This is a genomic window from Streptomyces sp. NPDC048751, from assembly GCF_043198595.1.
Lineage (GTDB): Bacteria > Actinomycetota > Actinomycetes > Streptomycetales > Streptomycetaceae > Streptomyces.
This window is the reverse complement of sequence record NZ_JBICUX010000004.1, coordinates 250,837-275,078: the sequence shown is the minus strand read 5'-3', so window position 1 is coordinate 275,078 and position 24,242 is coordinate 250,837. Positions and strand designations below refer to the sequence as shown.

General features: G+C 71.1%; 19 protein-coding genes and 2 pseudogenes. 7 read left to right on the top strand and 14 right to left on the bottom strand.

Going from position 1 to position 24,242, the window contains the following annotated elements; translation table 11 throughout:
• Positions 1-109: 109 nt before the first annotated feature.
• On the bottom strand, positions 110-1,054 hold the full coding sequence (locus ACGFNV_RS16035; protein WP_393622903.1) for an LLM class flavin-dependent oxidoreductase: 945 nt from the start codon (positions 1,052-1,054) through the stop codon (positions 110-112).
• 114 nt (positions 1,055-1,168) lie between these two features.
• Here ACGFNV_RS16035 and ACGFNV_RS16030 point away from each other — a divergent pair, with 114 nt between their 5' ends.
• Positions 1,169-1,636: a MarR family winged helix-turn-helix transcriptional regulator gene (locus tag ACGFNV_RS16030; protein ID WP_393622901.1), complete on the top strand. Its 468-nt coding sequence runs from the start codon at positions 1,169-1,171 to the stop codon at positions 1,634-1,636.
• A 63-nt stretch (positions 1,637-1,699) separates the two neighbouring features.
• Here ACGFNV_RS16030 and ACGFNV_RS16025 read toward each other — a convergent pair.
• Positions 1,700-2,828, bottom strand: a pseudogene (locus ACGFNV_RS16025) (IS256 family transposase); the annotation flags it as partial.
• Positions 2,829-2,884: 56 nt separating this feature from the next.
• Here ACGFNV_RS16025 and ACGFNV_RS16020 point away from each other — a divergent pair.
• Together ACGFNV_RS16020 and gdhA are read left to right on the top strand one after the other, a co-directional pair.
• Positions 2,885-3,181: a hypothetical protein gene (locus ACGFNV_RS16020; RefSeq protein WP_393622899.1), complete on the top strand. Its 297-nt coding sequence runs from the start codon at positions 2,885-2,887 to the stop codon at positions 3,179-3,181.
• Between the two features lie 187 nt (positions 3,182-3,368).
• Positions 3,369-4,715 (top strand): NADP-specific glutamate dehydrogenase, encoded by a 1,347-nt coding sequence (gene gdhA / locus ACGFNV_RS16015; RefSeq protein WP_393622897.1) that lies wholly within the window; start codon positions 3,369-3,371, stop codon positions 4,713-4,715.
• A 243-nt stretch (positions 4,716-4,958) separates the two neighbouring features.
• Here the strand turns inward: gdhA and ACGFNV_RS16010 are convergent, their stop codons facing one another.
• From ACGFNV_RS16010 to ACGFNV_RS15995, 4 genes are all read right to left on the bottom strand, one after another.
• Positions 4,959-6,641, bottom strand: coding sequence for a cytochrome P450 (locus ACGFNV_RS16010; RefSeq protein WP_393622895.1), 1,683 nt, complete (start codon positions 6,639-6,641; stop codon positions 4,959-4,961).
• 91 nt (positions 6,642-6,732) lie between these two features.
• On the bottom strand, positions 6,733-7,347 hold the full coding sequence (locus tag ACGFNV_RS16005; protein WP_393622893.1) for an FAD-dependent oxidoreductase: 615 nt from the start codon (positions 7,345-7,347) through the stop codon (positions 6,733-6,735).
• A complete protein-coding gene (locus tag ACGFNV_RS16000; protein WP_393622891.1) occupies positions 7,344-7,538 on the bottom strand; it encodes a ferredoxin in 195 nt (64 codons plus the stop codon). The genes ACGFNV_RS16005 and ACGFNV_RS16000 overlap by 4 nt, the downstream gene beginning before the upstream one ends.
• 45 nt (positions 7,539-7,583) lie before the next feature.
• Complete coding sequence (locus ACGFNV_RS15995; protein WP_393622889.1) at positions 7,584-9,671, bottom strand: ATP-binding protein; 2,088 nt, start codon at positions 9,669-9,671, stop codon at positions 7,584-7,586.
• Between the two features lie 367 nt (positions 9,672-10,038).
• On the opposite strand from ACGFNV_RS15995, the gene ACGFNV_RS15990 reads away from it, so the two are divergent.
• A complete protein-coding gene (locus tag ACGFNV_RS15990) occupies positions 10,039-10,980 on the top strand; it encodes a helix-turn-helix domain-containing protein (RefSeq protein ID WP_393622887.1) in 942 nt (313 codons plus the stop codon).
• Here ACGFNV_RS15990 and ACGFNV_RS15985 read toward each other — a convergent pair.
• Genes ACGFNV_RS15985 through ACGFNV_RS15975 form a run of 3 tightly spaced genes read right to left on the bottom strand, consistent with a single transcriptional unit; the run spans position 10,871 to position 13,261 of the window.
• Positions 10,871-11,758, bottom strand: coding sequence for an aquaporin (locus ACGFNV_RS15985; RefSeq protein ID WP_393622885.1), 888 nt, complete (start codon positions 11,756-11,758; stop codon positions 10,871-10,873). The genes ACGFNV_RS15990 and ACGFNV_RS15985 overlap by 110 nt on opposite strands.
• Positions 11,759-11,760: 2 nt before the next feature.
• Positions 11,761-12,573, bottom strand: coding sequence for an MBL fold metallo-hydrolase (locus ACGFNV_RS15980; RefSeq protein ID WP_393622883.1), 813 nt, complete (start codon positions 12,571-12,573; stop codon positions 11,761-11,763).
• 37 nt (positions 12,574-12,610) lie between these two features.
• Positions 12,611-13,261 carry a DsbA family protein gene (locus tag ACGFNV_RS15975; RefSeq protein ID WP_393622881.1) on the bottom strand — a complete coding sequence of 217 codons (651 nt, stop codon included), beginning with the start codon at positions 13,259-13,261 and terminating at the stop codon, positions 12,611-12,613.
• A gap of 561 nt (positions 13,262-13,822) precedes the next feature.
• On the opposite strand from ACGFNV_RS15975, the gene ACGFNV_RS15970 reads away from it, so the two are divergent.
• The gene (locus ACGFNV_RS15970) at positions 13,823-16,120 is read left to right on the top strand and encodes an alpha-L-fucosidase (protein WP_393622879.1); all 2,298 of its coding nucleotides are present in this window, start codon (positions 13,823-13,825) and stop codon (positions 16,118-16,120) included.
• A 245-nt stretch (positions 16,121-16,365) separates the two neighbouring features.
• Here the strand turns inward: ACGFNV_RS15970 and ACGFNV_RS15965 are convergent, their stop codons facing one another.
• The gene (locus ACGFNV_RS15965) at positions 16,366-17,853 is read right to left on the bottom strand and encodes an APC family permease (protein ID WP_393622877.1); all 1,488 of its coding nucleotides are present in this window, start codon (positions 17,851-17,853) and stop codon (positions 16,366-16,368) included.
• Between the two features lie 82 nt (positions 17,854-17,935).
• A complete protein-coding gene (locus tag ACGFNV_RS15960) occupies positions 17,936-19,591 on the bottom strand; it encodes an amidohydrolase (protein WP_393622875.1) in 1,656 nt (551 codons plus the stop codon).
• Positions 19,592-19,743: 152 nt separating this feature from the next.
• Here ACGFNV_RS15960 and ACGFNV_RS15955 point away from each other — a divergent pair, with 152 nt between their 5' ends.
• Positions 19,744-20,355, top strand: a complete 612-nt coding sequence (locus ACGFNV_RS15955; RefSeq protein ID WP_393622874.1) for a TetR/AcrR family transcriptional regulator — start codon at positions 19,744-19,746, stop codon at positions 20,353-20,355.
• A gap of 226 nt (positions 20,356-20,581) precedes the next feature.
• Here the strand turns inward: ACGFNV_RS15955 and ACGFNV_RS15950 are convergent, their stop codons facing one another.
• On the bottom strand, positions 20,582-21,007 hold the full coding sequence (locus ACGFNV_RS15950) for a DUF6003 family protein (RefSeq protein ID WP_393622872.1): 426 nt from the start codon (positions 21,005-21,007) through the stop codon (positions 20,582-20,584).
• 196 nt (positions 21,008-21,203) lie between these two features.
• On the opposite strand from ACGFNV_RS15950, the pseudogene ACGFNV_RS15945 reads away from it, so the two are divergent.
• Positions 21,204-22,250 (top strand): annotated as a pseudogene (locus tag ACGFNV_RS15945) (hypothetical protein); the annotation flags it as partial.
• On the opposite strand, the gene ACGFNV_RS15940 reads toward ACGFNV_RS15945, so the two are convergent.
• Positions 22,248-22,904: a response regulator gene (locus ACGFNV_RS15940; RefSeq protein ID WP_393622870.1), complete on the bottom strand. Its 657-nt coding sequence runs from the start codon at positions 22,902-22,904 to the stop codon at positions 22,248-22,250. The pseudogene ACGFNV_RS15945 and the gene ACGFNV_RS15940 sit on opposite strands and share 3 nt — an antisense overlap.
• Complete coding sequence (locus ACGFNV_RS15935; RefSeq protein ID WP_393622868.1) at positions 22,901-24,178, bottom strand: histidine kinase; 1,278 nt, start codon at positions 24,176-24,178, stop codon at positions 22,901-22,903. The genes ACGFNV_RS15940 and ACGFNV_RS15935 overlap by 4 nt, the downstream gene beginning before the upstream one ends.
• Between the last annotated feature and the right edge of the window lie 64 nt (positions 24,179-24,242).

Below are 24,242 nucleotides of genomic sequence, written 5' to 3'. Positions count from 1 at the left end.
ATGTGTGGCACGTAGGCGCGAGGAATAGTCAAGACTTGTGGATCGGTTCAGGTGAGTCCGTGAGGTCGCTTGTGCAAGGAGGAGCGTCTCCCCTAGTGGCAAGCGGCCGTCAGCAGAATTCTCCGGTTGTGCTGCGCACGGGTGTGATGATCTCGTCGGTGAGCCACCGCGCCGCCTGCGAGGGATAGGGGCTCCGCAGGCTCAGCACGATGTGCGTCACGCCTGCGGCGATGAGTTCCGCGATGGCCTTGCGGTCGGCGGCCGGGTCGTCGTAGGAGACGATGTACTGCACGGAGCGGGTGATCGTCCGCGGATCACGGCCGATGGTCGCGCAGTGGTCGTCCAGGACGGCGCTGCGTTCGGTGATGTAGTCGAGTGTGTTGTGCGGCGGGCCGGGGATATTCCAGATGTCGGCGTGCTCGGCGACCAGGCGGAGCGTTCGGTTTCCCCAGCCTCCGATCAGCAGGGGCGGGCCCGACTGCTGGACGGGTTTCGGCTCGTTGCGGTTGCCGGTCAGGGTGTAGTGGCGCCCGTGGAAGTCGAAGACGTCCCGCGTCCACATGCCGCGGAGGATGGCGATGGTCTCCTCCAGGCGGGCGATGCCTTCGGCGGGCGGTACGAGCGTGAGGCCGTACGCGGCGTACTCGGCGGCGGCCGGGTTCTCCCCGGCGATGCCGCCCGCGTCGGGCGGCTGCACGGTGCCGCCTACGCCGAGGCCCATGATCAGCCGGCCGCCGGAGATCACATCGACGGTGGTGGCGATTTTACCGAGGACGGCGGGCAGCCGGATCCGATTGCTCGTCACAAGCAGGCCCAGGCGCAGCCGCCGGGTTCTGGCGGCCAGGGCGCTCAGCAGCGTCCACCCTTCGAGGATCTGCCCGTCCTTGGGGCCGACGATCGGCATGAGGTGGTCCCACAGCCAGGCGTCCGCGATCTCGGGCAGGTCGTCGGCCTCCTCCCACACCCGGAGGATGTCCTGGTAGGAGACCCGCATCGGGGTGGTCTTGATTCCGAACGTCACGGAGGGATCGGAGGGGATGTGCTGGTCGGACATGGTTGCCACGCGCCCTTCGAGTCGACGCGTCACCGGTGACGGCGACGGTACTGTATCGTCACCGTAGCGGATCGTCAGTATTGCTGACTATCAGACTCTGGATACGCTGCGGCCATGACGCGCGACGTACCGCCCGAGGTCCTCACGTCCCGCCTCGGCTATCTGCTCAAGCACGCGTACCTGAGGCTGACCGAGGAGTCCTCGCGGGCCTTGGCTCCGTATGGGATCGACGGCCGCGAACTGGCCGTTCTCGCCGTCCTCGACGCACATGACGAGCTGTCTCAACTGGACGCGGCGGGCAAACTGGGCATCGACCGCACCACGATGGTCTCCCTCGTCGACGCCCTGGAGGACAAGGAACTCGTCGAGCGGCGCCGCAGCCCCCGGGACCGGCGCAAGAACATCGTGCAGCTGACGCCGGCCGGCCGAAAGCGCCTGCAGGACGCCGAATCTGCCCGCAAGGAGATGGAACGCCGCTTCCTCGCCCCGCTCTCCAGCACGGACGCCACGCGCTTGGTCCGCACCCTGCAGTCCCTCGTCGGCGCCCCGATGGGCGCCGGCCAGGCGTCTGACTCGACATGACGGACGGTGACGGTGGACCACTTCCGCGGACCCCCAGCGGGACGGGTCTCCAGCCGTCTAGAGTCAGGCTGCGTGAACCTTGGGGCGTTCGACGACCTGACCGCGTTCGAAGCGGGCTCCGGCGCGGACGAGGGCGACGAGGTGGGGCGTGTTGACGGCCCGCCACCGCTGCTGGGCGGACTCGACGAGTTTGAAGACCATCGCGAGGGCGGCAGCGCGGGAGCCGGCCCCACGGGTGACCCGGGTCCGCAGCCGGACCGTGGCGAAGGTGGACTCGATGGGGTTTGTCGTGCGCAAGTGGATCCAGTGCTCGGCCGGGAAGTCGAAGAACGCCAGCAGCTCGGCCTGGTCGTCGGTGATCTTCTTGACGGCCTTGGGGAACTTCGCGCCGTAGAGCTGCGCAAACGTCTTGATAGCCGCCCGAGCATGCTGCTTGTCCTCGGCGTTGTAGATGTCCTGGATCGCCTTCTTCGCGCCCGGTTGCGCGGACTTCGGAAGGGCGTCGAGCACGTTGGCCGTTTTGTGAACCCAACACCTTTGCTCGCGGGTGGCGGCAAATACCTCGGCCAGGGCCTTCCAGAAACCCAGGGCACCGTCGCCGACCGCGAGCGCAGGAGCGCGCATGCCACGGCGGGCACACTTGCGCATCAAGTCGGCCCAGGACTCGGCGGACTCGCGGTAGCCGTCCTTGAGCGCGACCAGTTCCTTCGAGCCGTCGGCACGCACGCCGATCAGGACGAGCAGGCTTTAGCCTCCTCCAGGCGGACGTTGAGGTGGATGCCGTCGGCCCACACGTACACATAGTCGACCTCCGTCAGGTCGCGGTCCATGAGGCAGCGTGATCGGCCTGCCACTGCTGCGTGAGTCGGGTGATCGTCGCGGGCGAGAGCCCGGCCGAGCTGCCGAGGAACTGCTCCAACGCCGGCACGAAGTCCCCCGACGACAGGCCGTGCAGGTAGAGCAGCGGCAGCACCTCACTGATCTTCGGCGACTTGCGGCACCATGGCGGCAGGACCGCCGAGCAGAACCGCTTGCGCTCGCCGGTCTCGGCATCGACGCGCTTATCGTTCACCCGCGGCGCCTTCACCTCCACCGCCCCGGCCGCGGTGGTGACCTTCCTGGGCTGGTGGTAGCCGTTGCGGACCACGAGCCGCCGACCGGTCTCGTCCTGCTGGTCACCCAACTCGGCAACGCCTGGAAGCCGTCTCGCGGTACTGGGTCTCCCTCGTCCTCGAACACGGTGGCGCGGTGGCCCAGATGCGCTCCCACCGCGGCTATCTCGAGCGTCTGCGCGAGGGAACCGGCTACCTCACCCCGCAGGCCGAAGCACTCTCCGAGCCGCTGCGCCAGACCGCCGAGGAGCTCGGCGTCCCGGACCTGGGTGACGAGGCCCTCTACCTCTGGAACGCGCTGTTCGACCCACGCGACATCCTGGACCTCATCAAGAGCGGACGCACCGAGGACGAGGCCGTCACCCGCCTCGTGTCCGCACTGCGCGGCGCCCTCGTCGGCTGGGCGGAGGCGGGCGAAATCCCGCTCGGCTGACTGCGTGCGACCCCGCGTGTCGGGGCCGCGGCCTCCGTGCCCGCGACGCCGGGCCGCGCCGTGGAGCGTGGGCCCGGTGAGTATTTCGGCGCGTTCACGCGTGGTGGTGAGTGTCCGTCATCGAAAGCGACCGAGCATCCGGCCGGGACGAGTCCGGCCCGCACCTGAGCGAAGAGAGACCACGCACATGGACGTCAGCGCCCACATCGAGGCCATTTACGCCAACCTCCGCCGACGGGACCCCGGGGAGACGGAGTTCCACCAGGCGGCCCAGGAAGTCCTGCACACGATGGGGCCCGTGCTCAAGGCGCACCCGGAGTACGTCGAGGCCCGCATCGTGGAGCGGCTCTGCGAGCCGGAACGGCAGCTGATGTTCCGGGTCCCGTGGGTGGACGACCGGGGCACGGTGCGGGTCAACCGCGGTTTCCGGGTGGAGTTCAACAGCGCCCTCGGGCCGTACAAGGGCGGCCTGCGCTTCCATCCCAGCGTCAACCTCGGCATCGTCAAGTTCCTCGGTTTCGAGCAGATCTTCAAGAACGCGCTGACCGGTATGGCGATCGGCGGCGGCAAGGGCGGCGCGGACTTCGATCCCAAGGGCCGCTCGGACGGCGAGGTCATGCGCTTCTGCCAGGCGTTCATGACCGAGCTGTACCGCCACCTCGGCGAGCACACGGACGTGCCCGCCGGGGACATCGGCGTGGGCGCCCGCGAGATCGGCTACCTCTTCGGCCAGTACAAGCGGATCACCAACCGGTACGACGCCGGCGTCCTGACCGGCAAGCCGGTGGGCTGGGGCGGCTCGCATGCCCGTACCGAGGCCACCGGCTACGGCGCGGTGTACTTCGCCCAGGAGATGCTCGCCACCCGGGGGCAGCAGCTGGACGGGCGTCGCGTGGTGATCTCCGGCTCGGGCAACGTGGCCGTGTACGCCGCCGAGAAGGTGCACGCGCTCGGCGGCCTGGCGGTGGCCTGCTCGGACTCCTCCGGCTATGTGGTCGACGAGGACGGCCTCGACCTGGACCTGCTCAAGGAGATCAAGGAGGTCCGCCGCGCCAGGATCTCCGCCTACGCCGAAGCCCGGCCGACCGCGCGCTTCTCCGCCCGCGGTTCGGTCTTCGACGTGCCGTGCGAGATCGCCCTGCCGTGCGCGACCCAGAACGAACTGGACCAACGGGACGCCGTCGCCCTCGTGAAGAACGGCGTGCTCGCCGTGGCCGAGGGCGCGAACATGCCCTGCACACCCGACGCGGTCGAAGTGTTCCGCGACGCCGGGATCCTCTTCGGCCCGGGCAAGGCGGCCAACGCGGGAGGGGTCGCGACGTCCGCGCTGGAGATGCAGCAGAACGCCGCCCGCGACAGCTGGACCTTCGAACGGACCGAGGACCGGCTCGCCGGCATCATGCGGCAGGTCCACACCCAGTGCCGTACCACCACCGCGACCTATGGGGGAGACGCCGACGACTATGTGTTCGGCGCGAACGCCACCGGCTTCCTCCGTGTCGCCGACGCGATGACGGCACAGGGAGTCGTCTGAACACTGGGATGGTGGGCGCCGCCCGGACCCACGACGACCCCGGGTCCGAGAGGGACGGCACGGGAGTGGCGTCGCCGGCGAAGTGGGTGCCGAGGCGGCCGCCTCGGCGCCGCTCGAGCGAGACCAGAGGTCAACGCTGCCGGCCTGGGCGCTGCCCCGGAACCGCAGTGGCGTGGCCGGGGCCAACTCCCCGCGGTGACGGGGAAACCCTGCTCCTGGGCGTTGCGTCCCCCGCGCCGCGGTTCAGCGCACCCGCACCGGCAGCGCGGCGAACCCCCGTGTGATGTTGTTGAGGGCGCGCACGGGCTCGCCGTCGAGTGCGATGTGCCGTACCCGCTCGGCGAGGGCTCGCAGCACGGCGTGGGCCTCCAAGCGGGCGAGCCCCTGGCCGGCGCAGCCGTGGTTGCCGAAGCCGAAGCCGAGGTGGTCGACAGGGTTGCGCCGGACGTCGAACCGGTCGGGGTCGGGGAAATGGCGCTCGTCGCGGTTGGCGGCGCCATAGCTGTGCAGGACCCGGGCGCCCGCCGGGAGCACGATGCCCTCGCCGAGGTCCACCTCACGGGTGGTGACCCGGGAGAACACCTGGATCGGGCTCTCGATGCGCACGATCTCGTTGAACGCGGACGGCACCAGTGAGGGGTCGGCGCGCAGGGCCTCCCACTGTTCGGGGTGGCGGGCGAGCAGCCACACGCCACTGGACAGGGCGGAGATCGTGGTGTCGAACGCGGCCACCACATAGCCGGCGAGCAGCCCGATCGCCCCCTCGACGGGAATCTGCCCCTGCTTGTGGGCCTCGAGCAGGGTCCAGCCGAAGCCGCCGGGGACGAGGTTCTCCTTGGCGACGACCTGGGCGAGGTACGCCATGAGCGCCTCCACCCTCGGTACGGAGGCCGCCGTACGCGGCACGTCGGGACCCGCCGAGTCGAACCAGCCGGCCGCCATGTCCAGCAACTCGTCACGGCCCTCCTGCGGCCAGCCGATCAGGTCCATGATCACGTGGACCGGGAGGTCCTGCGCGAGGTCGGTGACCGCGTCGAAGGACCCGCGCTCCAGCAGCCGGTCCACGAGCCCCCGCGCCCGCCGGTCGATGTCCTCGGCCGCCGGCCGCAGGGCGCGCGGGGACAGCCGCTCGGTGAACAGTTTCCGCTGCTCGGTCTGCGCGGGCGGGTCCATGTGGATCAGCGCACTGCTCCACGCCCGGTTGAAGCCGTCGTTGAGCCCGATGCCCTGCGCCGAGGAGAAGGTCTCCCAGTCGCCGAGCGCCGCACGCACCTGCTCGTAGCGGGAGATGAACCACAGGTCGTGACGGGTGAGGTAAGCGGCTGGGCCCAGGTCCCGCAGACTCCTGCACTGGGGATGGGGATCGGTGAGCGCCTGGTCGCTGAACAGGTCGGCGTCAGAGGTCGGAGCGGCTGTGGCGAGTGTCATGACGATCTCCTTGCTGGTGGGAAATTCAGGGCGGTTCAGGAGGCGAGGGCGCGCAGGCGCGCGACGGGGATGCGGTGGTTGAGGGCCGCCGCCACCTGGCCGCCCGGCCGGTCCCAGCGCAGCAGCGCCGAGCGTTCGGTCGGCGAGCCCGTGAGGACGACCGGCTGCCCGACGGCGGGCAGTCGGCGAGCCCGTGAGGACGACCGGCTGCCCGACGGCGGGCAGTGCCCCCGCGAGTTTCACGGCGAGCCCGAACGCCTCGGTCCAGAAGTACGGCCTGAGGACATGGGCTTCCGCCTCGTCGCCACGCAGCAGGGCGGCGACCCCGGCCCGGGCCTGGGCGACGGCGCTGTCCCAGTGGGGGGTGCGCCGAAAGCGTCCGTCCCCGGTGGGGAAGGCGGCGACATCACCCACGGCGACGACGTCCGGGGATCCGGCCCGGCACCGCTCGTCGGCCACGACGCCGCCGAGCAACGTGAGACCGGAGCCTCCAGCCACTCGACGTTGGGCAGGCAGCCGACCGCCGCCACCACGAGGTCGGCCTCGAGCCGGGTGCCGTCGGCGAGCCGGGCGCCGTACGGCGTCGGCATCACCCCGTTCGGTGCCACCACCATCCGTACCCCCCGCTCCCGGGCGGCCTCCGCGAACACCGCGGCCAGTAGGGCCCCAGGCTGGAGACGAGCGGCTGCCGGACGTCGACGACTGTGACGGACAGGCCCAGTTCGGTGCCGGCGGACGCGATTTCCATGCCGAGGAAGCCGCCCCCGAGGACCAAAAGGCTCTCGGCACGGGCGAGTTCCGTGCGCAGTCGAAGCGCGTCGTCGAGGGTGCGCAGGACACGCTCGCCCGGGTGGCCGAGAGGGCGGGCCCTTGCCCCGGTGGCGATGACGAGTTTGTCGTACGCAAGGTCGTAGGGGTGCGAGCCGCCGTCCGTCACCCGTACACGACGGGCGTCGAGATCCAGACCGGTGGCCGTGACACCGAGAAGAACCTCGGCCTCACCGGTCGCCGGCAGCAACACGGAATCCGCGGCCTCGGTGTCCTTCAGCACTCCCTTGGACAACGGCGGGCGGGCGTAGGCCGGTCGCGGCTCGTCCCCGACGAGGGTGATCGAGCCGTCCCAACCCTGGGCCCGCAGCTCGTCCACCGCGGTGGCGCCGGCCAGGGACCCGCCCACCACGACCGCGCGCCGGGCCGCCGTCATCGCCGTACCCGCAGCGCCGCCACGGGGCAGGCCCGGGTTGCCGCCTCGGCCCTGGCGGCCAGGCCGTCCGGGACCTCGGGCAGCAGGACGGTGACGGCGCCGTCGTCGTCGAGGCCGAACACCTCGGGTGCGGCCTGTTCACAGAATCCGAAGCCGCCGCACCGGTCTTCGTCCACGTCGATGTGCAGCATGCCGACCACGATGGGCACGGGGGCCGCGGGGGACCATGGGTGGTTCTACGGGGTGGGTACCTGATCCTTGTGCGCGGCCACCCAGGCGGCGATCTCGGTACGGGAGCGAAAGCCCAGCTTGGCGAGGATGTGCTCGACGTGGCCGTCGACCGTACGGGGGGACAGCACCAGCTCCGCGGCGATCCGCCGGTTGCTCATGCCGCGGGCCACCAGCAGGGCGACCTCCCGCTCACGGCGGCTCAACGGATCGGCGTCGGCCGCCGGTTCGGCCCTTGCGACTGGAGCGCCGAGGGCGTCCGCGATGGCCGGTCCCGGGACGTCGTGGCCGCCGCCCTCCGCGAGCGCCCGCTCGTACCCGGCCGTCCCCAGGGCTCGTACGACCGTCTCCTCGCATCGCGTGTGGTGCTCGGCCAGATGCGGGCCGAACGCGGTGATACCGGTACCGATCTTCCGCCACAGGGCGCGGATGGCGCCCAGCAGCCGCCCGGCCCGGGCGCGGTCGCCGTCCGAGGCGGTGATCCAGGCCAGCAGCTCCAGCATGAGGGCTGTGCCGGCGTAGTCGTTGAAACCGCGCTGGATCTCCAGGCCCGCTCGTGTGAATGTCAGCGCGGAGGCGGTGTCCCCGCGCACCCAGGCGTCGTGGCCCAGTGCCCACAGCGCATACGAACGGCACCCCCGCTCGCCGTGCTCCTCGGCGGCGGCGACCGCGCGGCGCCCCGACTCGGCCGCCCTCGGATCGCCCAGATGGGCCCGGGCGACACTGAGCTGGAACAGGGAGAACAGCGCGCCCGGACCCTCACCTGCTGCGATCTGGGCGCTCACCGCACCCTCGTACAAGGAGACGGCCTCGTCGAGGCGCCCCACGAACAGGGCGGAGGTGCCGCGCAATCCCTGTACATAGGCGCGGATGACGGGATCACCCAGCCGTTCGCCGAGTTCGTCGGCCTCGGTGAGCCAGCGGTCGGCGGTACGGTGGTCCTCCTGCAGCAGCGCCGCCCAGGCACCCGCCCACAGGGCACCCGCCCGCGCCGCGGTGGGCTCGGGCGCGGCTGCCAGGGCACGCTCGATCCGGTCCCGGCCCTCGCCGAGGAAACCGTCGGCACACCAGTGGAAGCGCAGGGCGGCGACAAGCACGAGCGCTGCCTGCCTGTGGCCTGGATCCGCACCGTCGTACTCCAGCGCAAGCCGCAGGTTCCCGTGCTGCGCCCGCAGCCGGGCCAGTGCCTCCTCCTGACCGGGGCCGTACCACGCGGCGGCCGAGGACTCCGCCAGCGCACGGAAGTAGTCCCGATGCCGACGGAGCAGGGGGCGCTCCTCGCCCGACTCGGCCAGGCGCCCGCGGCCGTACTCGCGGATGGTCTCCAGCATCCGGTACTGAGGACGGCTCTCGTCCTCGGAGGTGAGGACGACGGACTGCGCGACCAGCCGGTCGAGACGGTCGAGGATCTCGCCGCGCGGCAGGCCGTCGCCGCAGCACACGTCTTCGGCCGCGTCCAGGTCGAAGCCCCCCCCCGCGAAGACCGACAGCCGTCTCCACAGCAGCTGTTCCGGGGGAGAGCACAGCTCGTGGCTCCAGTCGATCAGAGCCCGCAGTGTGCGCTGGTGCGGCCGGGCCGTGCTGCTGCCGGCCGTGAGCAGGCCGAAGCGGTCCTCCAGGCGGTCCATCAGCTGGTCGACCGTCAGGGTGCGCAGCCGGGTCGCGGCAAGCTCGATGGCCAGCGGCAGTCCGTCGAGGCGCGCGCACAGCCGGGTGACCGCCTCCCGGTTCGCCTCGGTGATCCGGAACGACGGACGGACGGCCGCGGCCCGGTCCCGCACCAATTCGACCGCCTCGTCCGGCACCGACAGGGGCGGCACCGTGAGGACGCTTTCGCCCGTGAGACCGAGCGTGGCGCGGCTCGTCGCCAGGACGCGCAGTCCTGGCGCGGCGCCCAGCAGGGACTGGGCGAGGCGGGCGCAGGCGTCGGCCAGGTGTTCGCAGTTGTCCAGTACGAGCAGCGTCCGGCGTCCGGCCAGGTGGTCGGCGAGCCGGTCGCGGACGGGGCGGGGCCGAGGTCCGGCACGCCCAGCGCGGTCGCGGTCGCGCCCGGCACCGCCGACGGGTCCCGTACGGGGGCGAGATCCACCAGCCACACCCCGTCCGGGAAGCCCTTGCTCATCGAGGACGCCGCCTGCAGGGCGAGCCGGGTCTTGCCGACACCGCCGACTCCGGTGAGCGTGACCAGCCGCGCTGTTTCGAGACGGCGGCGGATCTCCGTGACGTGCCGCCGCCGGCCCACGAAGCTGCTGAAGACGGCGGGCAGGTTTCCCGAAGCCGGACCGGTCACGTTCGCCGGCCCTCCCGTGGTGGGAATCGTGGCGCAACGCTAAGGAACCCTGCCGGTCGAGGGCAAGGGGCAGACGGCCATGCCGAATCGAAGGGCGCCACCCCCTGCACAGGCCGGCCACCCCTCAGAATGAGAGGTGGACAGGCTTGGTTTCCGTACATGGGTGACTTTTGGTGACGGTGAGAAAACGACATGACGGCCCGCGCGAGATCGCGGACGTCGGCTTTGCTCCGCCGGTCGGCATACCGACGGGCGTCGAGGTCATGTCTCTGGCGGAGCTGCGGGAGCGGGCCGCCGTCCGCATGGGCAGGGCGGGTCGGCAGGCACCTCAGCGGCCGACGTTCCACCACCTGATCACTCTCTCCAGTGGCTCCCTGCGGCACATGGTGGACTTCACCGGCTACGCCCTCAAGCCGGGCTCCTGGCTGTGGGTCCGGCCCGGCCAGGTGCAGCAGTGGGGTGATCTGCATGAGGCCGAGGGCACGCTCGTTCTCTTCGAGCGCGACTTCGTCGATCCGGGCACCGTGGCCGCAGCGCGCGTGGACGATCAGCACGCACCCGTGCTGAAGGTTCCCGACACCGAGGACGGCCACGCGCTGGAGGTGGCCGTGGATCATCTGGCACTCGAATTCCAGGCGCTGCGCGGCATTCCGCTGGAAGCCCACGTGGCGGTGCTGCGCCACCTGCTGGCGGTGGTGGTGCTGCGCCTCGCGCAGCGCACGGCACCGGTCGGCAGCCCGGCCCCGGAGCCGGGGGACACCTTCGTCCACTTCCGTGACGCGGTCGAACGCGACTTCACCCGGACGCGCCGCCTGGAGGAGTACGCCCAGGCTCTGGGCTACTCGTCCCGCACGCTCTCCCGGGCCACACTCGCCGGCGCAGGGGTGGGAGCGAAGGAATTCATCGACCGGCGGGTGATCCTGGAAGCCAAGCGCCTCCTGGCGCACGGCGACCTGTCGGCCTCCCGTATCGCGGCGCAGCTCGGTTTCACCAGCGCCACCAACTTCAGCAAGTACTTCCAGCAGCGCACCGGCCAGTCTCCGATCGCCTTCCGCGCCACCGTGCGGGGCCGCTCCTCGGAGAGCGGCGGGGGCGAGGTGCCCGGTACCGGGTGACCAGTGCGGGGAGGGCCGCCCCTGCGAGCGGTGCCACCAGATAGACCCACAGGTGTGACCGGTGGACGGGCTGGTGGGCCCAGAGGGCGGGGCCGAACTGGCGGGCGGGGTTGGCGGACCCGCCGGTGAGGGTGCCGAGGGCGACGATGACCACGGCGGTGGCCGCGGGCAGGGCGAGCGGGATCCAGCGCGTCCACGCGGGGCGGGACATCAGCAGCAGAGCGACCGCGAGGATCGCTGCGGTGGCCGCTGCTTCGGCGGTGAACAGGGCGGCGGTCGACAGGGCGGGGGCGGGCTGGACCGCGGCGTAGTCCATACGGGCGCCGACGACCTGGCCCCACGTGAGGCGGGCCAGGCCGGTGCCGACCACGGAACCTGTGAGCTGGGCGGCGACGTACGGCAGGACGCGGCGGCCGGGGAATGCGCCCGTCACCCACAGGGCGAGGGTGACGGCCGGGTTGAGGTGGCCACCGGAGTAACGGCCCCATGAGGAGGACAGCGCCCACGCGAGCGCCGCCCCGACGATCACGGCCACGGCCGTGAGCTGGAGGTGTGACCCGGGCAGGACCCGGCTGAGCGGGGAGACCATCACCCATCGGACGGCGGTGACCAGGACGAACAGCACGCCGCTGGTGAGCGTGAACTCCACGGCGGCCGCGGCCAGGGCGGCCGCGCCGCCCGGGGCCGCGGGCCTCCCGGCGGCCCCGCCTTCACCGGTGCCGCCGCCGGACGTCGTCCCGGTGGCCCGCCCCGCGGACACACGGACGGAGGTGAGCATCGTCAGCCCCAGGTCATCTCGCCGGTGGCGACCTTGGTGCCCAGGTCGAGGGCGACCAGCAGGCCCAGGTCCGGGTAGCGCTCGAGGAGCGCGGCCTTCAGTGCCTCGGAGTCGTTGCCGCTCCCGGCCAGTTCCTTCTCGAACTCGGCGAGGTAGGTGCGGGTGCAGGAGATCACGGAGGCGTCGGTGGCGGAGTCGGCGGAACGGTGGCCGGCCACCACGAAGCGCGGGTCGAGCCGCTCCATCTCGGCCAGCGTCTCGGACCAGGCGGCCCGCTCACGCGGCGTAGAGGTGTCGGCGGTCCACACGTGAAGGCCGGCGAAGAGCAACACGCCGCCCACGACGGCGCGGTCCTCCGGCTGCCACAGGTACTCGGTACGCCACACCAGGTCCGGGTGGCCACCGCGGAGCTCGAAGTCGTGCCCCTCGATGCTGACGCGGTCCCCGTCCAGCACCTCCAGAACGATCACCTCGGTGGGCAGGTTCCGGTCCAGGTGCGCCCAGGTCTTGAGCTTGCCTTCCCAACTGGCCTTGATCCGCTCCACGGTGGTGGGGGTGGCGACGATCCTCACGTCCGGGAACGCCCGGCGGATCACTTCCAGGCCGAAGTAGTAGTCGGGGTCGGAGGTGGTGACCACCACAGTGGTCAGCTCCTTGCCGCTGTCGATGACGTCCGCCAGGACCCGGTGCTGCTCGGCCAGGGTGAACTGGCCGTCGACCAGCAGGGCTTCCCGCTCGCCGGTGATCAGGACGGACGACTTGTGCAGGCCGGTGTCACCGGCGGTGTGGACGGTGTACTTCAGTGTGGAGGACATGGGTGTACTGCCTTTCCAGATGTTGTGAGGGACGGGCTCAGGCAGCTGTGACAGCGGCCAGGTGCTGGTCCAGGGCGCGGGTGAGCGCGTCAGCCGAGGAGACCGGACCGCCCAGGCGGTCGATGCCCTGTGCCGTGTGCAGCATCAGCGTCGGGTAGCCGTCGACGCCCAGACGGCGCACTTCCAGGAAGTCGGCCTCCGCCTCGGCACGGGCGGCGGGCGAGGCGTATGCGGCCGCCACGGCATCGGCGTCCAGGCCCAGTTCGGCGGCTATGTCCCGGTAGACCTCGGCGTCGGAGAGGCTACGGCCGTCGACGTACCAGGCACGCTGCATCGCGGCGGCGGCATCGAGGGCGTTCACGCCCGGCCGGCCGCGCAGCGCGACCAGGCCCGTGGCGGCATCGGCCGAGTTCATGACCGCACGGCCATCCGCCAGCGCGGCACGGTAGCCGTCGCCGAACGTGACACCGGTCAGCTGGGCGATGCGCTCATTGGCGCCCGGGACGTGCGGGTAGGCCGACACCGGCAACGCGCGCGAGCCGGTGAACAGACCGCCGGACAGCACCCGCAGCTCGATCCGGTCCGCGTTGGCGGCGGCGAACTCGTGCAGGACCGGGCCGAAGCCGTAGCACCAGCCGCAGTAGGCGTCGAAGGCGTAGGTCAGAGGAACGCGCTCCACGGAGTCCATCACGTGTCGTCCTTTCCGAATTCCGTCACCCGGCTCCTGGTCTCGGTCGGGCTGACACGCTCAAAGCTATGGTCGGAATACGGGGACCCGCGGATGCAGGGGCGACACACCATGGTAAAAAACCGACAACCTTGCTTGTGGTGCGGACGCGCAGCAACGGCCGCGTCGGCATGATCGGAGGCTGAGTTGTCTGTTTGGTTGTGTGCGGTCCCGTTGAGGGACGTTAGGAGAGGGGCATGCTCCCGTCAAGAGAGAGAACTCCGATGTTTGATGATCTCCGGGTTCCTGGTTGCTCGCGCTGACTACCTAATTCCGTTAAAACTCTCCCAACGTCTAGACGGAAGCTGACCTTTGAGTCCTTAATGCACCCAGTGTCATCCGACGCAGTGCCTGTCTTCCGTGCGGTCCCCCGGCACACCATCATTCATCGGATGACTATCTCGATGCGTTCGGTCCGAACGTTGAGCCGCAGCACGGTCCGTGCTGTCCTGTGGACAGTCAGGAGAGAACCCCTTGTCAGAATCACTCACTCGACGAAGAGTGCTGATGGGTATGGCGGCCATGACGGTCGCCACTGTCGTCACGCCGACCCTCGGGACGGCTTCCGCCCAGGCCGCCGCCACCACCTCCTCCCAGCCCCTGCCGCTGGCCCCGCTCCGCATCCCCAAGTCCGACCTGGGCCTCGAGCAGCAGCCCGACACAAAGGTCCAATGGCTGCAGGACGCCAAGCTGGGGATGTTCATCCACTGGGGCGTCTACTCGGGCCCCGCCAAGGGCGAGTGGTGGATGCACAACGCGCCCGTCACTCCCGCGGACTATCAGAAGTACGTCACCGACGCGACCAGCGCGCAGTTCACCGCGGATGCCTTCGACCCGGCGGCGTGGGCACAACTGGCCAAGGACTTCGGCGCCAAGTACACCGTGCTGACCACCCGCCACCACGACGGCTTCGCCCTGTGGCCGCTGAACCACCCGAACAGCTGGAACTCCGGCCAGGCGCCCCTCAGCCGCGACTTCGTCAAGGACTACGTCGCGGCCACCCGAGCGGCCGGGCTGAGGGTCGGCCTCTACTACTCGCCCATCGACTGGCGCTACCCCGGCTACTACGACGTGTACGGCACCAACTGCGCGACCAACCCGTGGGGCTACACCACCGACCCCGCGCACAAGGAGAACGCGCGGATCATGAAGACCGAGGTGTACGAGTCCCTCAAGGAACTCGTCACCCAGTACGGCGTCATCGACGACCTGTGGTGGGACGGCGGCTGGATCGCGGAGCAGGGCAGCGACGCCGACGCCGCCTTCTTCTGGGAGCCCGGCCAGTTCCGGGACACGTCCAACCAGTGGCCGGTGGACTCCACCTACGCCGAGACCGACAGCGGCGGAAAACCGCTCGGGCTGATGGGCATGGTGCGCGCGCACCAGCCCGACATCGTCGCGACCTCCCGCTCCGGCTGGATCGGCGACTACGCCAGCGAGGAGGGCCCCTCCGTGCCGAGCGGGGCCATCCGCACCGGCAAGGTCACCGAGAAGGTCTTCACCGTCGGCACCACCTGGGGCTACAACTCCGACGGCAAGGTCATGAGCTACGGCACCGCCATGAACCTCCTCGTCAACTGCTGGATCCGGAACATGACGGCCATGGTCAACATCGGCCCGGACCGGCACGGCACCGTACCCTCCGGGCAGGCGAGCCTGCTGCGGCAGATCGGCACCTTCATGACCACCTACGGCCAGGCCGTCTACGCCACCCGCGGCGGCCCGTGGAACCCCGTGGACGGCAAGTACGGCTACACGTACAAGGACAGCACCTTCTACGTCCACCTGCTGCCCGGCTACAGCGGCACCGGCTTCACCACCCAGCCGATCGGGGACGCCCAGGTCACCCGCGTGTTCGACGTCGCGGCCGGCACCGACCTGCCGTACACCGTCGGCTCGGACGGCACGGTGACGATCACCGGCATCAACCGCACCCGCAACCCCGAGGACAGCGTCGTCGGTGTCACCCTGGACCGGACCGTGCAGCCGGCCGACATCGCCTCGGGCCGCTCCGTGACGGCGAGCAGCCAGGAGTCCTCCAAGGGCCACACCGCGGCGAAGGCGGTCGACGGCTCCACCGCGACGCGCTGGTGCGCCAACAACTCCAGCACCGGGGCCTGGCTGACGGTGGACCTGGGGTCGACCAAGGCGGTCACCGGCGCGCGGATCGCCTGGGAGTTCGACGCCACGAACTACCAGTACAAGATCGAAGGCTCCACGGACAACACCACCTGGACCATGCTCGCCGACCGCACCGGCACCACCAGTACCAGCCAGGTACAGGCCACCCTGTTCAGCGCCCAAGTGCGCTACGTGCGGGTGACGGTGACCGGACTGCCCACGGGCGTCTGGGCCTCCATCCGCAACCTGGAGATCTACGACCGCCCCTTCTCCGCCGACCTCGGTACCTACCGGCTGGTGAACCGCAAGAGCGGCAAGGTGTTGGACATCAGCGGAGCCTCCACCGCCGACGGGGCAGCTGTCATCCAGTGGCCGTCGACCGGCGGCACCAACCAGCAGTGGAAGCTGCTGCCGAACACCGATGGCTCCTACCGGCTGGCCAACGTCAAGAGCGGCAAGGTTCTGGACAGCCCGGGCGGCTCCGCCCAAGGCGGCGCTCTCGACCAGTGGACCGACACCAGCAGCAGCAACCAGTGGTGGCAGCTTGTGCCCGCCTCCACCGGCTACTACCGGATCGTCAACGTCGGCAACGGCTGGTGCGCCGACGTCAAGGACGCCTCCACCGCGGACGGCGCCTCGATCATCCAGTGGCCCACCACGGGCGGCACCAACCAGGAGTGGCAACTCGTCGCCCTGTAGCAGCGATGAGCGAGAGGGCCGGTGCCGCGCCGCACCGGCCCTCGGCCTCCCGTGCCTCCGGCAAACACCACCGGTTCGTGATGCCCAACGGGACCCGCGCCCTGCAGCCACCGGTGCTCTCCGGTCAGCGGGAGGCCAGTGCGGCGTGCCAGGAGCGCCGGCGTCTCGTGGTCGGGTGCAGGGGCGCGGCGCGGTACCGGGCCCGGGGCTCGGGCCGGGCGACGGGACCGCCGTGCGCCGGGGGATCAGGCGGTGTCGACGTCGGTGGTGGCGAGCTTGACGTAGATGTCGGGCCGGGTGCGGCGGATGCGTGTGGCGAGAGCCGTGCCGGCCAGGAACACTGCCGGGGTGAGCGCGACCAGTGTCCAGTTGACGGTCGAGCCGGCGCCTGTGAACAGGTCCAGGCGCTCGCAGACCAGCACGGTGGCGGCGGTCAGGAGGACGCCGGCCGCGGCGGGCGCGACCAGGGTGCGCATGCGTCCCTCGCCGTGCTCGGCGGAGTTGCGGCGGAAGAAGGAGACCACCGCGAAGGCCGCCAGCGCCTGAAGGACGAGGATGCCGACCACACCGGGAGTGTTCACCCACAGGAAGAACTTGGTGTAGGGGTCGACGCCGATCAGGGCGAAGACGGCGACGACCACGACCGCCAGGACGCTCTGGGCGATGCCGGCCACCCACGGCGAGCCATGTCTGGGGTGCACCCGGCCCAGCGCAGCGGGGGCGACACTCTCGACGGACAGGGCGTAGACGTACCGGGTGATGGCGTTGTGGAAGGCGAGCAGGGCGGCGAGCACACTGGTGACGATCAGGACGCGCTGGACGTCGGTCGCCCAGCCGCCGACGTACTGGGTCATGGCGGTGAAGAACATCTCCGCCGGGTTCTTCGCGGCGACGGCGGCGGCCTGGTCGCTGCCGAACGCCTGCACGATGACCCAGGTGATGAAGGCGTAGAAGAGGCCGAGGAAGCCGACGGCAAGGTAGGTGGCACGGGGCACGGTGCGGTCGGGGTCGCGGGCCTCCTCGCGGTAGATGGCGGTGGCCTCGAAGCCGATGAACGCGGCGACGGCGAGACCGAGCGGTCCGCTCATCCCCGAGACGAAGACGTTCGAGGGGGCGAAGGAGTCGAAGCTCAGCCCGCTCGCGCCGCCCTTGACCAGGACGGCGCCGGCGAGCAGCACCAGGATGGCGGTCTCCGCGATCAGCAGGGCGGCCAGAACCTTGGCGCCGAGGTTGATGGAGCGGAAGCCCAGGAACCAGACGACGGCGATCCCGGCCAAGGCGTACACCGGCCAGGGCAGGTCGACGCCGAGGAGGTCGTTCGCCGTGGTGGAGGCGAAGAAGCCGAAGGCGCCGAACATGCCGATCTGAAGGGAGTTGTACGAGAACACCGCGAGGAACGCCGCCCCCAGCCCCGCCGGACGTCCGAGGCCTCGGGCGATGTACGAGTAGAAGGCGCCGGCGTTGCGGATGTACGGCGTCATCGCGGTGAAGCCGACCGCGAAGAGGACCAGTACCACGCCGACGGCGAGATAGGCGACCGGGGCACCGATGCCGCCGAAGAGGATGGCGAGGGGAGCGACGCCGGCCATCACCGTGAGCGGGGCGGCCGCGGCGACGACGAAGAAGACGATGTCGGCGACGCCGAGGCTGCCGCGCTGGAGGTGAGGGCTCCCATCGGTCCCGGGGGCCGGCGGGGGTTGCTGGGGAGCGGTGGGGGCGATGGGCTCGGTCATGGAGGTCTCCGCGTGGTGTGTGTGGTCCGGGAGCGGGTGGAACGTCCAGGAGACGCAGACCGGTCGTGACGACGACGTGGGTCTATCGTCTCCCGGCACGCGTGCTGCGGGGGGTGGTGGCGTCGTGGGTACGCCGGCCGGCGAGCCAGGTGCCCAGGACGGGGAGGTGCGCGAGGTCACCGGGGGCGGTCCCGGCCGGGTCGGCGGCGAGATGCACCAGGTCGGCGCGCATTCCGGGACGCAGCGCGCCCCATTCCTTCTCCTCGAACGCCTGGTAGGCGCATCCTGCGGAGTAGGCGGTGAGAGCGGCGTCGATGTCGATCCGCTCCTCGGGGAGCCAGCCGCCCTCGGGAACACCCTCGGGCGTCTGGCGGGTCACGGCGGTGGCGATGCCCCGCAGTGGTTCATGGGCGGTGACCGGCCAGTCGCTGCCGAACGAGAGCCGGGCGCCGGAGGCGAGCAGGGCGGCGATCTGGTACTGCCGCCGGCCGCGTTCCGGGCCGATCCTCGGCAGGGTCAGCTCGGTCATCAGAGGGTCGGGCTGCGCCCACAGCGGCTGGAGGTTGGCGACCACGCCGAGTGCGGCGAACCGGGCCAGGTCGGCGGGGTGGATGAGCTGGGCGTGGGCGACGACCGGACGGCGGTCGCGGGCGCCGTTGGTGCGGGCGGCGGCCTCGATCGCGTCCAGGGCGACCCGGACTCCGCCGTCGCCGATGGCGTGGAGGTGCGCGCGGAAACCGAGTGCGTCGACGGCGGTGACGGCCTCGGCCAGCTCCTGGGCGGACCAGTTGGCGATGCCGTGCGAATGCGGGCAGTCCGTGTACGGTTCGAGGAGGGCGGCGGTGCCGGACTCGATGACGCCGTCGGCGAAGAACTTCACGCTCCGCGCGGTCAGCACCCCGGGGGCGGAGCTCTCCACCTCGTCCCGGTCCGCCGTGAACCGGAGGATGCGCTCGCGCCAGCCGTCGGGTTCCAGGACGAAGGCAAGGTCGGCTCGCAGGGGAAGCCCCGGCTCGGTGGTCGCGGCGGTGACCCATACGTCGGCCTGGTGCGGTTCGACCCAGGCATCCTGTACCCAGGTCACACCGGCCGCGGCGAACCGGGCGGCGGCTTCGCGCAGCGCCGCCACCTGTACCTCGTGGGACGCCGTGGGAATGAGCGCGAGCACCGGGCCGAGGGCGCCGAACTCGCGCAGGGTGCCCAGCGGCTCGGCGGAGCCGTCCCGGCGCAGGATCTCCCCGCCCGCCGGATCCGGGGTCCCGGCGGTGTAACCGGCCCGGCGCAGGGCCTCGCTGTTCACCCAGGCGGTGTGGTGGTCCATGGTGCGCAGAACGACGGGACGGTCGGGTACGGCGGCGTCCAGCCACCGGGCGTCGAACCGGCCGTCGGGGGCGAGCCACGGGTCGAAGCCGTCACCGGTGATCCACTCCGTGTCGGGGTGCTCGGCGGCCCAGCCCCGGACGACCTCGACGATCTCATCGATGCTCGTAAGGTTCCGGACCGGAACCCCGGCCAGCCCGAGTCCGCCCATCACGGGGTGCACATGGCCGTCTCCGAACGCCGGCAGCAGGGCCCCGCCGGCCAGGTCGACGACGGTGGTACGCGGTCCCCGGGCGGCCAGCGCCTGTGCGCCGAGGGCGGTGATCCGGCCGCCGGTGACGGCGAGGGCGTGGTCCGTGGGGACGTCCGCGGCCCCGGTCCGGACGGTCCCTCCGGTGAAGACGATGTCGGCGTGCATGGCGTGAGGCGCTGCCTTTCCCTCGGCCGACCGCGTAACTGAAAGGCGTTCGGTTTCCGGTAATGTAGGCGTCGCCCGGGGGACTGGGAAGAGGTTTACTGAAAGCCATTCGGTAACGTCTGGGTTACGGCATGCTAGGACGAGGAGCCACCGTGGGACGGCCGCGCACACCCCTGCTGGACCGCCGACGCATCGGTGCCGCGGCGCTGCGCCTGGCCGACGAGAAGGGCGCCCTGTCCATCCCGGCCCTGGCCAAAGCCCTGAGCGTCGCCCCGTCCGCGCTCTACCACCACGTCGCCGGCCGCGACGACATCATCTCGCTCATGCGCGAGGAACTGGCCCTGACGACCGGCCACGACCACGACTGGTCACAGCCCTGGGAGCAGGCCCTGGAGGGCTGGGCCCGCTCCTACCTCACCGCCTTCGCCGCCCACCCGGGAGCGGTCCCCCTGCTCGCCACCGCCCCGCTGGCCGAACCCTTCATGCACGCGATGTACGAGAAGGTCGCGGAGCTGCTGCTGGACGCCGGCTTCGCCGCGAAGGAGGTCATGCCGCTGATCACCGCGCTGGAGAGCTTCGTCCTCGGCTCCGCCCTCGACCTGGTGGCGCCGCCCGTGATGGTCTCCGACGTCGCCCGCGACGCGGCCCCGCACCTCAGCGCCGTACTCGACCAGACCCCCGCCGACCGCAGCCGCGCCACCTTGGCCTTCGACCTCGGGCTGCGGGCTCTGCTCACCGGATTCCGCGACCTGCTCGACCGCTGACCGCGTCGCCGGCACCCTCCTCACCGAGGGCTGCACCGCAGTTGGGTCCCGCCCTGCTCGCGGCGGTGCGGGAGGACCGGCTCGGTCCGACTGGTGGGCGCGGCTGTGGGTAGGGCGTGACCGGCCCGGCCGCCGTCTTCCGGCGCGCTGCATGACCAGAATCAGCTATCCAGCCAGACCCGTACCAGGTGCGTGACGCCGGACGACAGCTGAGGCCGTCGGGTCGTCAGCCGCCCGCCGCGGCCGTCACCGTCGCCGGATCCACTCCGGTCAGCTCGACGATGCGATGCGGTGACACACCGGCGGCCAGTGCGCGTCCGATCAGGCCGTCCCTGCCGTCCGCGTAGTCGCGGTAGGCGAGCAGTTCCTCCTCGACCTGGGCAAGCGGCTCCGGTGCCATCCGGTGGCGGACCCGGCTCAGTTCCTCGTCGCTGAGCGGGACGGGCAGCCGTTCCACTCCCTCGGGCAACATGTCCGTCTCCTCCGGTGGCAGCAGGCGCAGGTGCGGGGAGGTCGGCGTGGTTCCTTGAGCGTCCAGCCACGCGCGTACCGCGGGAGTCTCCATGCACGCCAGATCACCGACGGCGGCGGGGACCACGCCGAGCGGCGCAGACACGTCCTCGAGCAGGAACAGGTAGGCGTCATCGGTCATCCTCGGCTCCTTGTCAACGGGGGCTGATTGACGTCCCATTACCCCGCCGCGCGCGGATCATCGCACCTCGGACCACGGACCATCCCATGGTGTGGCGTCGCTGCGCGCAGTCGGGACGCGTCCTGCAGATAAAGTGGCGCAGACTGCGAAGCTTCGACGAGCTGCGAAGATGCGTCTGCTCCCAGCCGGAGGACAATTGTTCGTCTTCGTGTGTTCCGGATGCGGCGCCGAGTCGACCACCCCGCTGTCCCAGGTGTCACTGCCGGTCCACACCCGTCAGAAGTACGGGAACGGGGCCCAGCTACCGGTGCTCATGCAGTCAGGGACGTTCGCCGTGGACCCGGACCCGTGGGGAGGGCCGTGGCGGATGTGGGACGAGATCGATCCGGGCGAGGCGGAGGCACGCGGCATCTACGCGCCGGTACACGCCCTGTCCGACGGCACGCCCGGGGCGAGTGTCATCGCACCCGGTGATATCCGTGGTACCCGGCTGATTCCCGAGAAGCGCGGCGGTGCCTGCTGTGGCCTCGACGGGGCCGACGGGCCGAACATGGCCTGCGAGGCATGCGACCTCCCCGTGGCGACCAGGATCGACGACTGCTCGCTCTGGCAGGCAGTGCGACTCAGCCCGGACGCCGTGCACCGCGTCCCCGTTGACGGTGTCCACGCTGAGCCCGTCTCCTGGGCGGAGCTGGCAGAGAAGGGGGAGAAAACGCCCCCGTTCGAGCCGATTGCCACGTGGGGAGGACGGTTGGGGCCGAACCACTACTGGTCGTGGAGTCCGCAGCGGGAGGCGGCAGCCGGTCAGGCGCTCGCCCACCTGTTGGTTGCCTCCCAAGGGCAGCCGCTGAAGGTCCCCAACGGTCTGACGGCAGACGTGTTCCAACGCGCCCTCGACGCCCTGTTGCCCGCAGGCACGCCGAAGCGGCGTGCCGTTCTGGCTGGACCGGGACAGCCCTCCCCGGACATGGGTGTCGACATCCTCCTCGTACCGGCCCATCCCCAGACGGGTCGTACGTGGACCCCCGCCGGCCCGACTGCGTCGGCATGCCTCGTGCCCCTGCCGCTGGGGATGTGGCTGTGGTTGGTCTCTCCCCAGCCGTACTTGCCGGTTCCCGCGTCGGGCCACTTACCTCGAGACGTCCTCCGGGACGACCCGCTCCCGATGATCCCCAACCACCTGTTCCGGGCCGACCGGGGAACGTTCCAGGACACCTTGGTCCGGCTACCGTCCCCCTCGTCACGTGAGCTCCAGCAGTCCACGGCGGACCGCCTCGGAGACCGCCCCCGCCCTGTTGTCGACGCCGAGCTTCCGGTAGATGCGCACCAGGTGGGTCTTGACGGTCGCCTCGCTGAGGTAGAGGGAGTCGGCGATGGAGCGGTTGCTGTGACCGTCGGCCATCAGGCGCACGACCTCCCTCTCCCGGCCGGTCAAGTGCGCCCCGGGATCGTCTTGTTGGCCGACGAGGCCGCCGACGAGCTCCGGTGCGAGCCCCATCCCGCCCACCGCGGCGCTGCGTACGGCCCGGAAGAGATCCTCGGGCGGCCCGGCCTTGAGCACGTAGCCGCGTGCACCGGCCTCCAGTGCGCGCACGACGTCCACGCGCCCGGAGAAGCTGGTCAGCATCACCACCGGCACTCCGGGGGCCTCGGCGGCCAGCGCACGGACCGCTTCGACGCCGTCGGTCAGGCCGTTTCCGCGCGTGGTGCCCTCGAAGCGCAGGTCCATCAGTACGACGTCCGGCACCAGGGCCACGGCGAGGCGCACGGCCTCCTCGGCGTCGGCCGCCTCCCCGATCACTTCGAGGTCCGCCTCGCCCTCCAGCAGGGCCCGCAGCCCTGCTCGTACGACCGCGTGGTCGTCGGCGATCAGCAGCCGCAGCGGGGACGCCGTCATCGGACCGCCGCCGTCGGGCTCACGGGCTGGAGGGAACCGGACGCCGGACGGGCGGGTACGGTCGCCCGGATACGCGTGCCCCGGCGCGGGGCGCTGTCGACGACCAGGTCACCGCCGTACTCCCGCAGCCGCGCCCGGGCAGCCGGCATCCCGAATCCACGGTCCCCACGGTCTCCGCGATCCGCGGGGTGTTCGCCGCCCACGCGGGCGAGGTCGAAGCCGACACCGTCGTCGCGTACGTCCAGCTCGACGCGGTCGGCCGTCCGATGCAGCGTCACGAGCAGGGTTGTCGCCCGAGCGTGCTCGCGCACATTGGCGAGCGTGCCCTGAGCCACCCGGAACAGGGTGATCGCGGCCTGTTCGTCCAGGTCGGGGCGGTGGGTGCCGACGGAGCGGAACCGCACGTCCGTCGCGGTGCCGTCCTCCTGCGCGCGCAGGCACAGGAGTTTCAGGGAGCCCTCCAGCCCCTCCTCGGCGACCACGGTCGGAGTGAGGTCCCGGATCATCCGCCGCGCCTCCGTGAGACCCGCGTCCAGGCCGTCGACGACCGCACGCACCCGCGCACGCGCGATGTCCGGCCTTGCCTCCCAGTCCCGCTCGGCGGCCTGCAACAGCATCAGGCTGCCCGACAGGTCCTGGGCGAGCGTGTCGTGCAGATCCCGTGCGATGCGTCCGCGTTCCTCCAGCACGCCGGCCCGGCGCTGCTCCCGCGCGAGCACGTCACGTGTGTTCCGCAGCTCCTCCACCAGGCGCTGGCGCTTCGCGGCCTCCCGCCGCTGAGCCCGGTACAGGGCCACCGTGCCCCACACGGCCGCCATGGGGATCAGCACCATCTCGGCATCGAACCCGCCCGCGCTGCGGCTGAGTTGACCGAACAGCACCACGGTCAGGGCACCCACCGCGACACCGGCCGCGCGGCTCCCGAGGGCGCGCAGCGCCGCGCAGGCGATCGGTACGGCGCACCACACGTAAGCACCGGTCAGCGGCGGCGGAATGAGGAACACGAGGTACGTCCAGAGCAGGACCAGGGCCGCCACCCAGATGTGCCGGGCGAGCGGGCCAAGCCTGCGTCCCAGTGCCAACCCTGCCGCGTACGTCCCGGCCAGCAGGGCGCTGACGGTCACGATGTCCCAGCACAACGAGATGTTCAGACGCACCAGCCGGACCAGCGCGGCCCCGACGACGAGGAAGAACACGAAGTGCGTCAGGTGGTGCGGAGCGAGCCGACGGCCCGGGCCGGGCGCCGGCGGGTGCGGGCGGCGGGTGTCGGACACGGCAAACCCCCTGGAGGAATGATCCGTCGGGGTGTCCGAGTCTATCCGTCACCTGTAGGGGTGC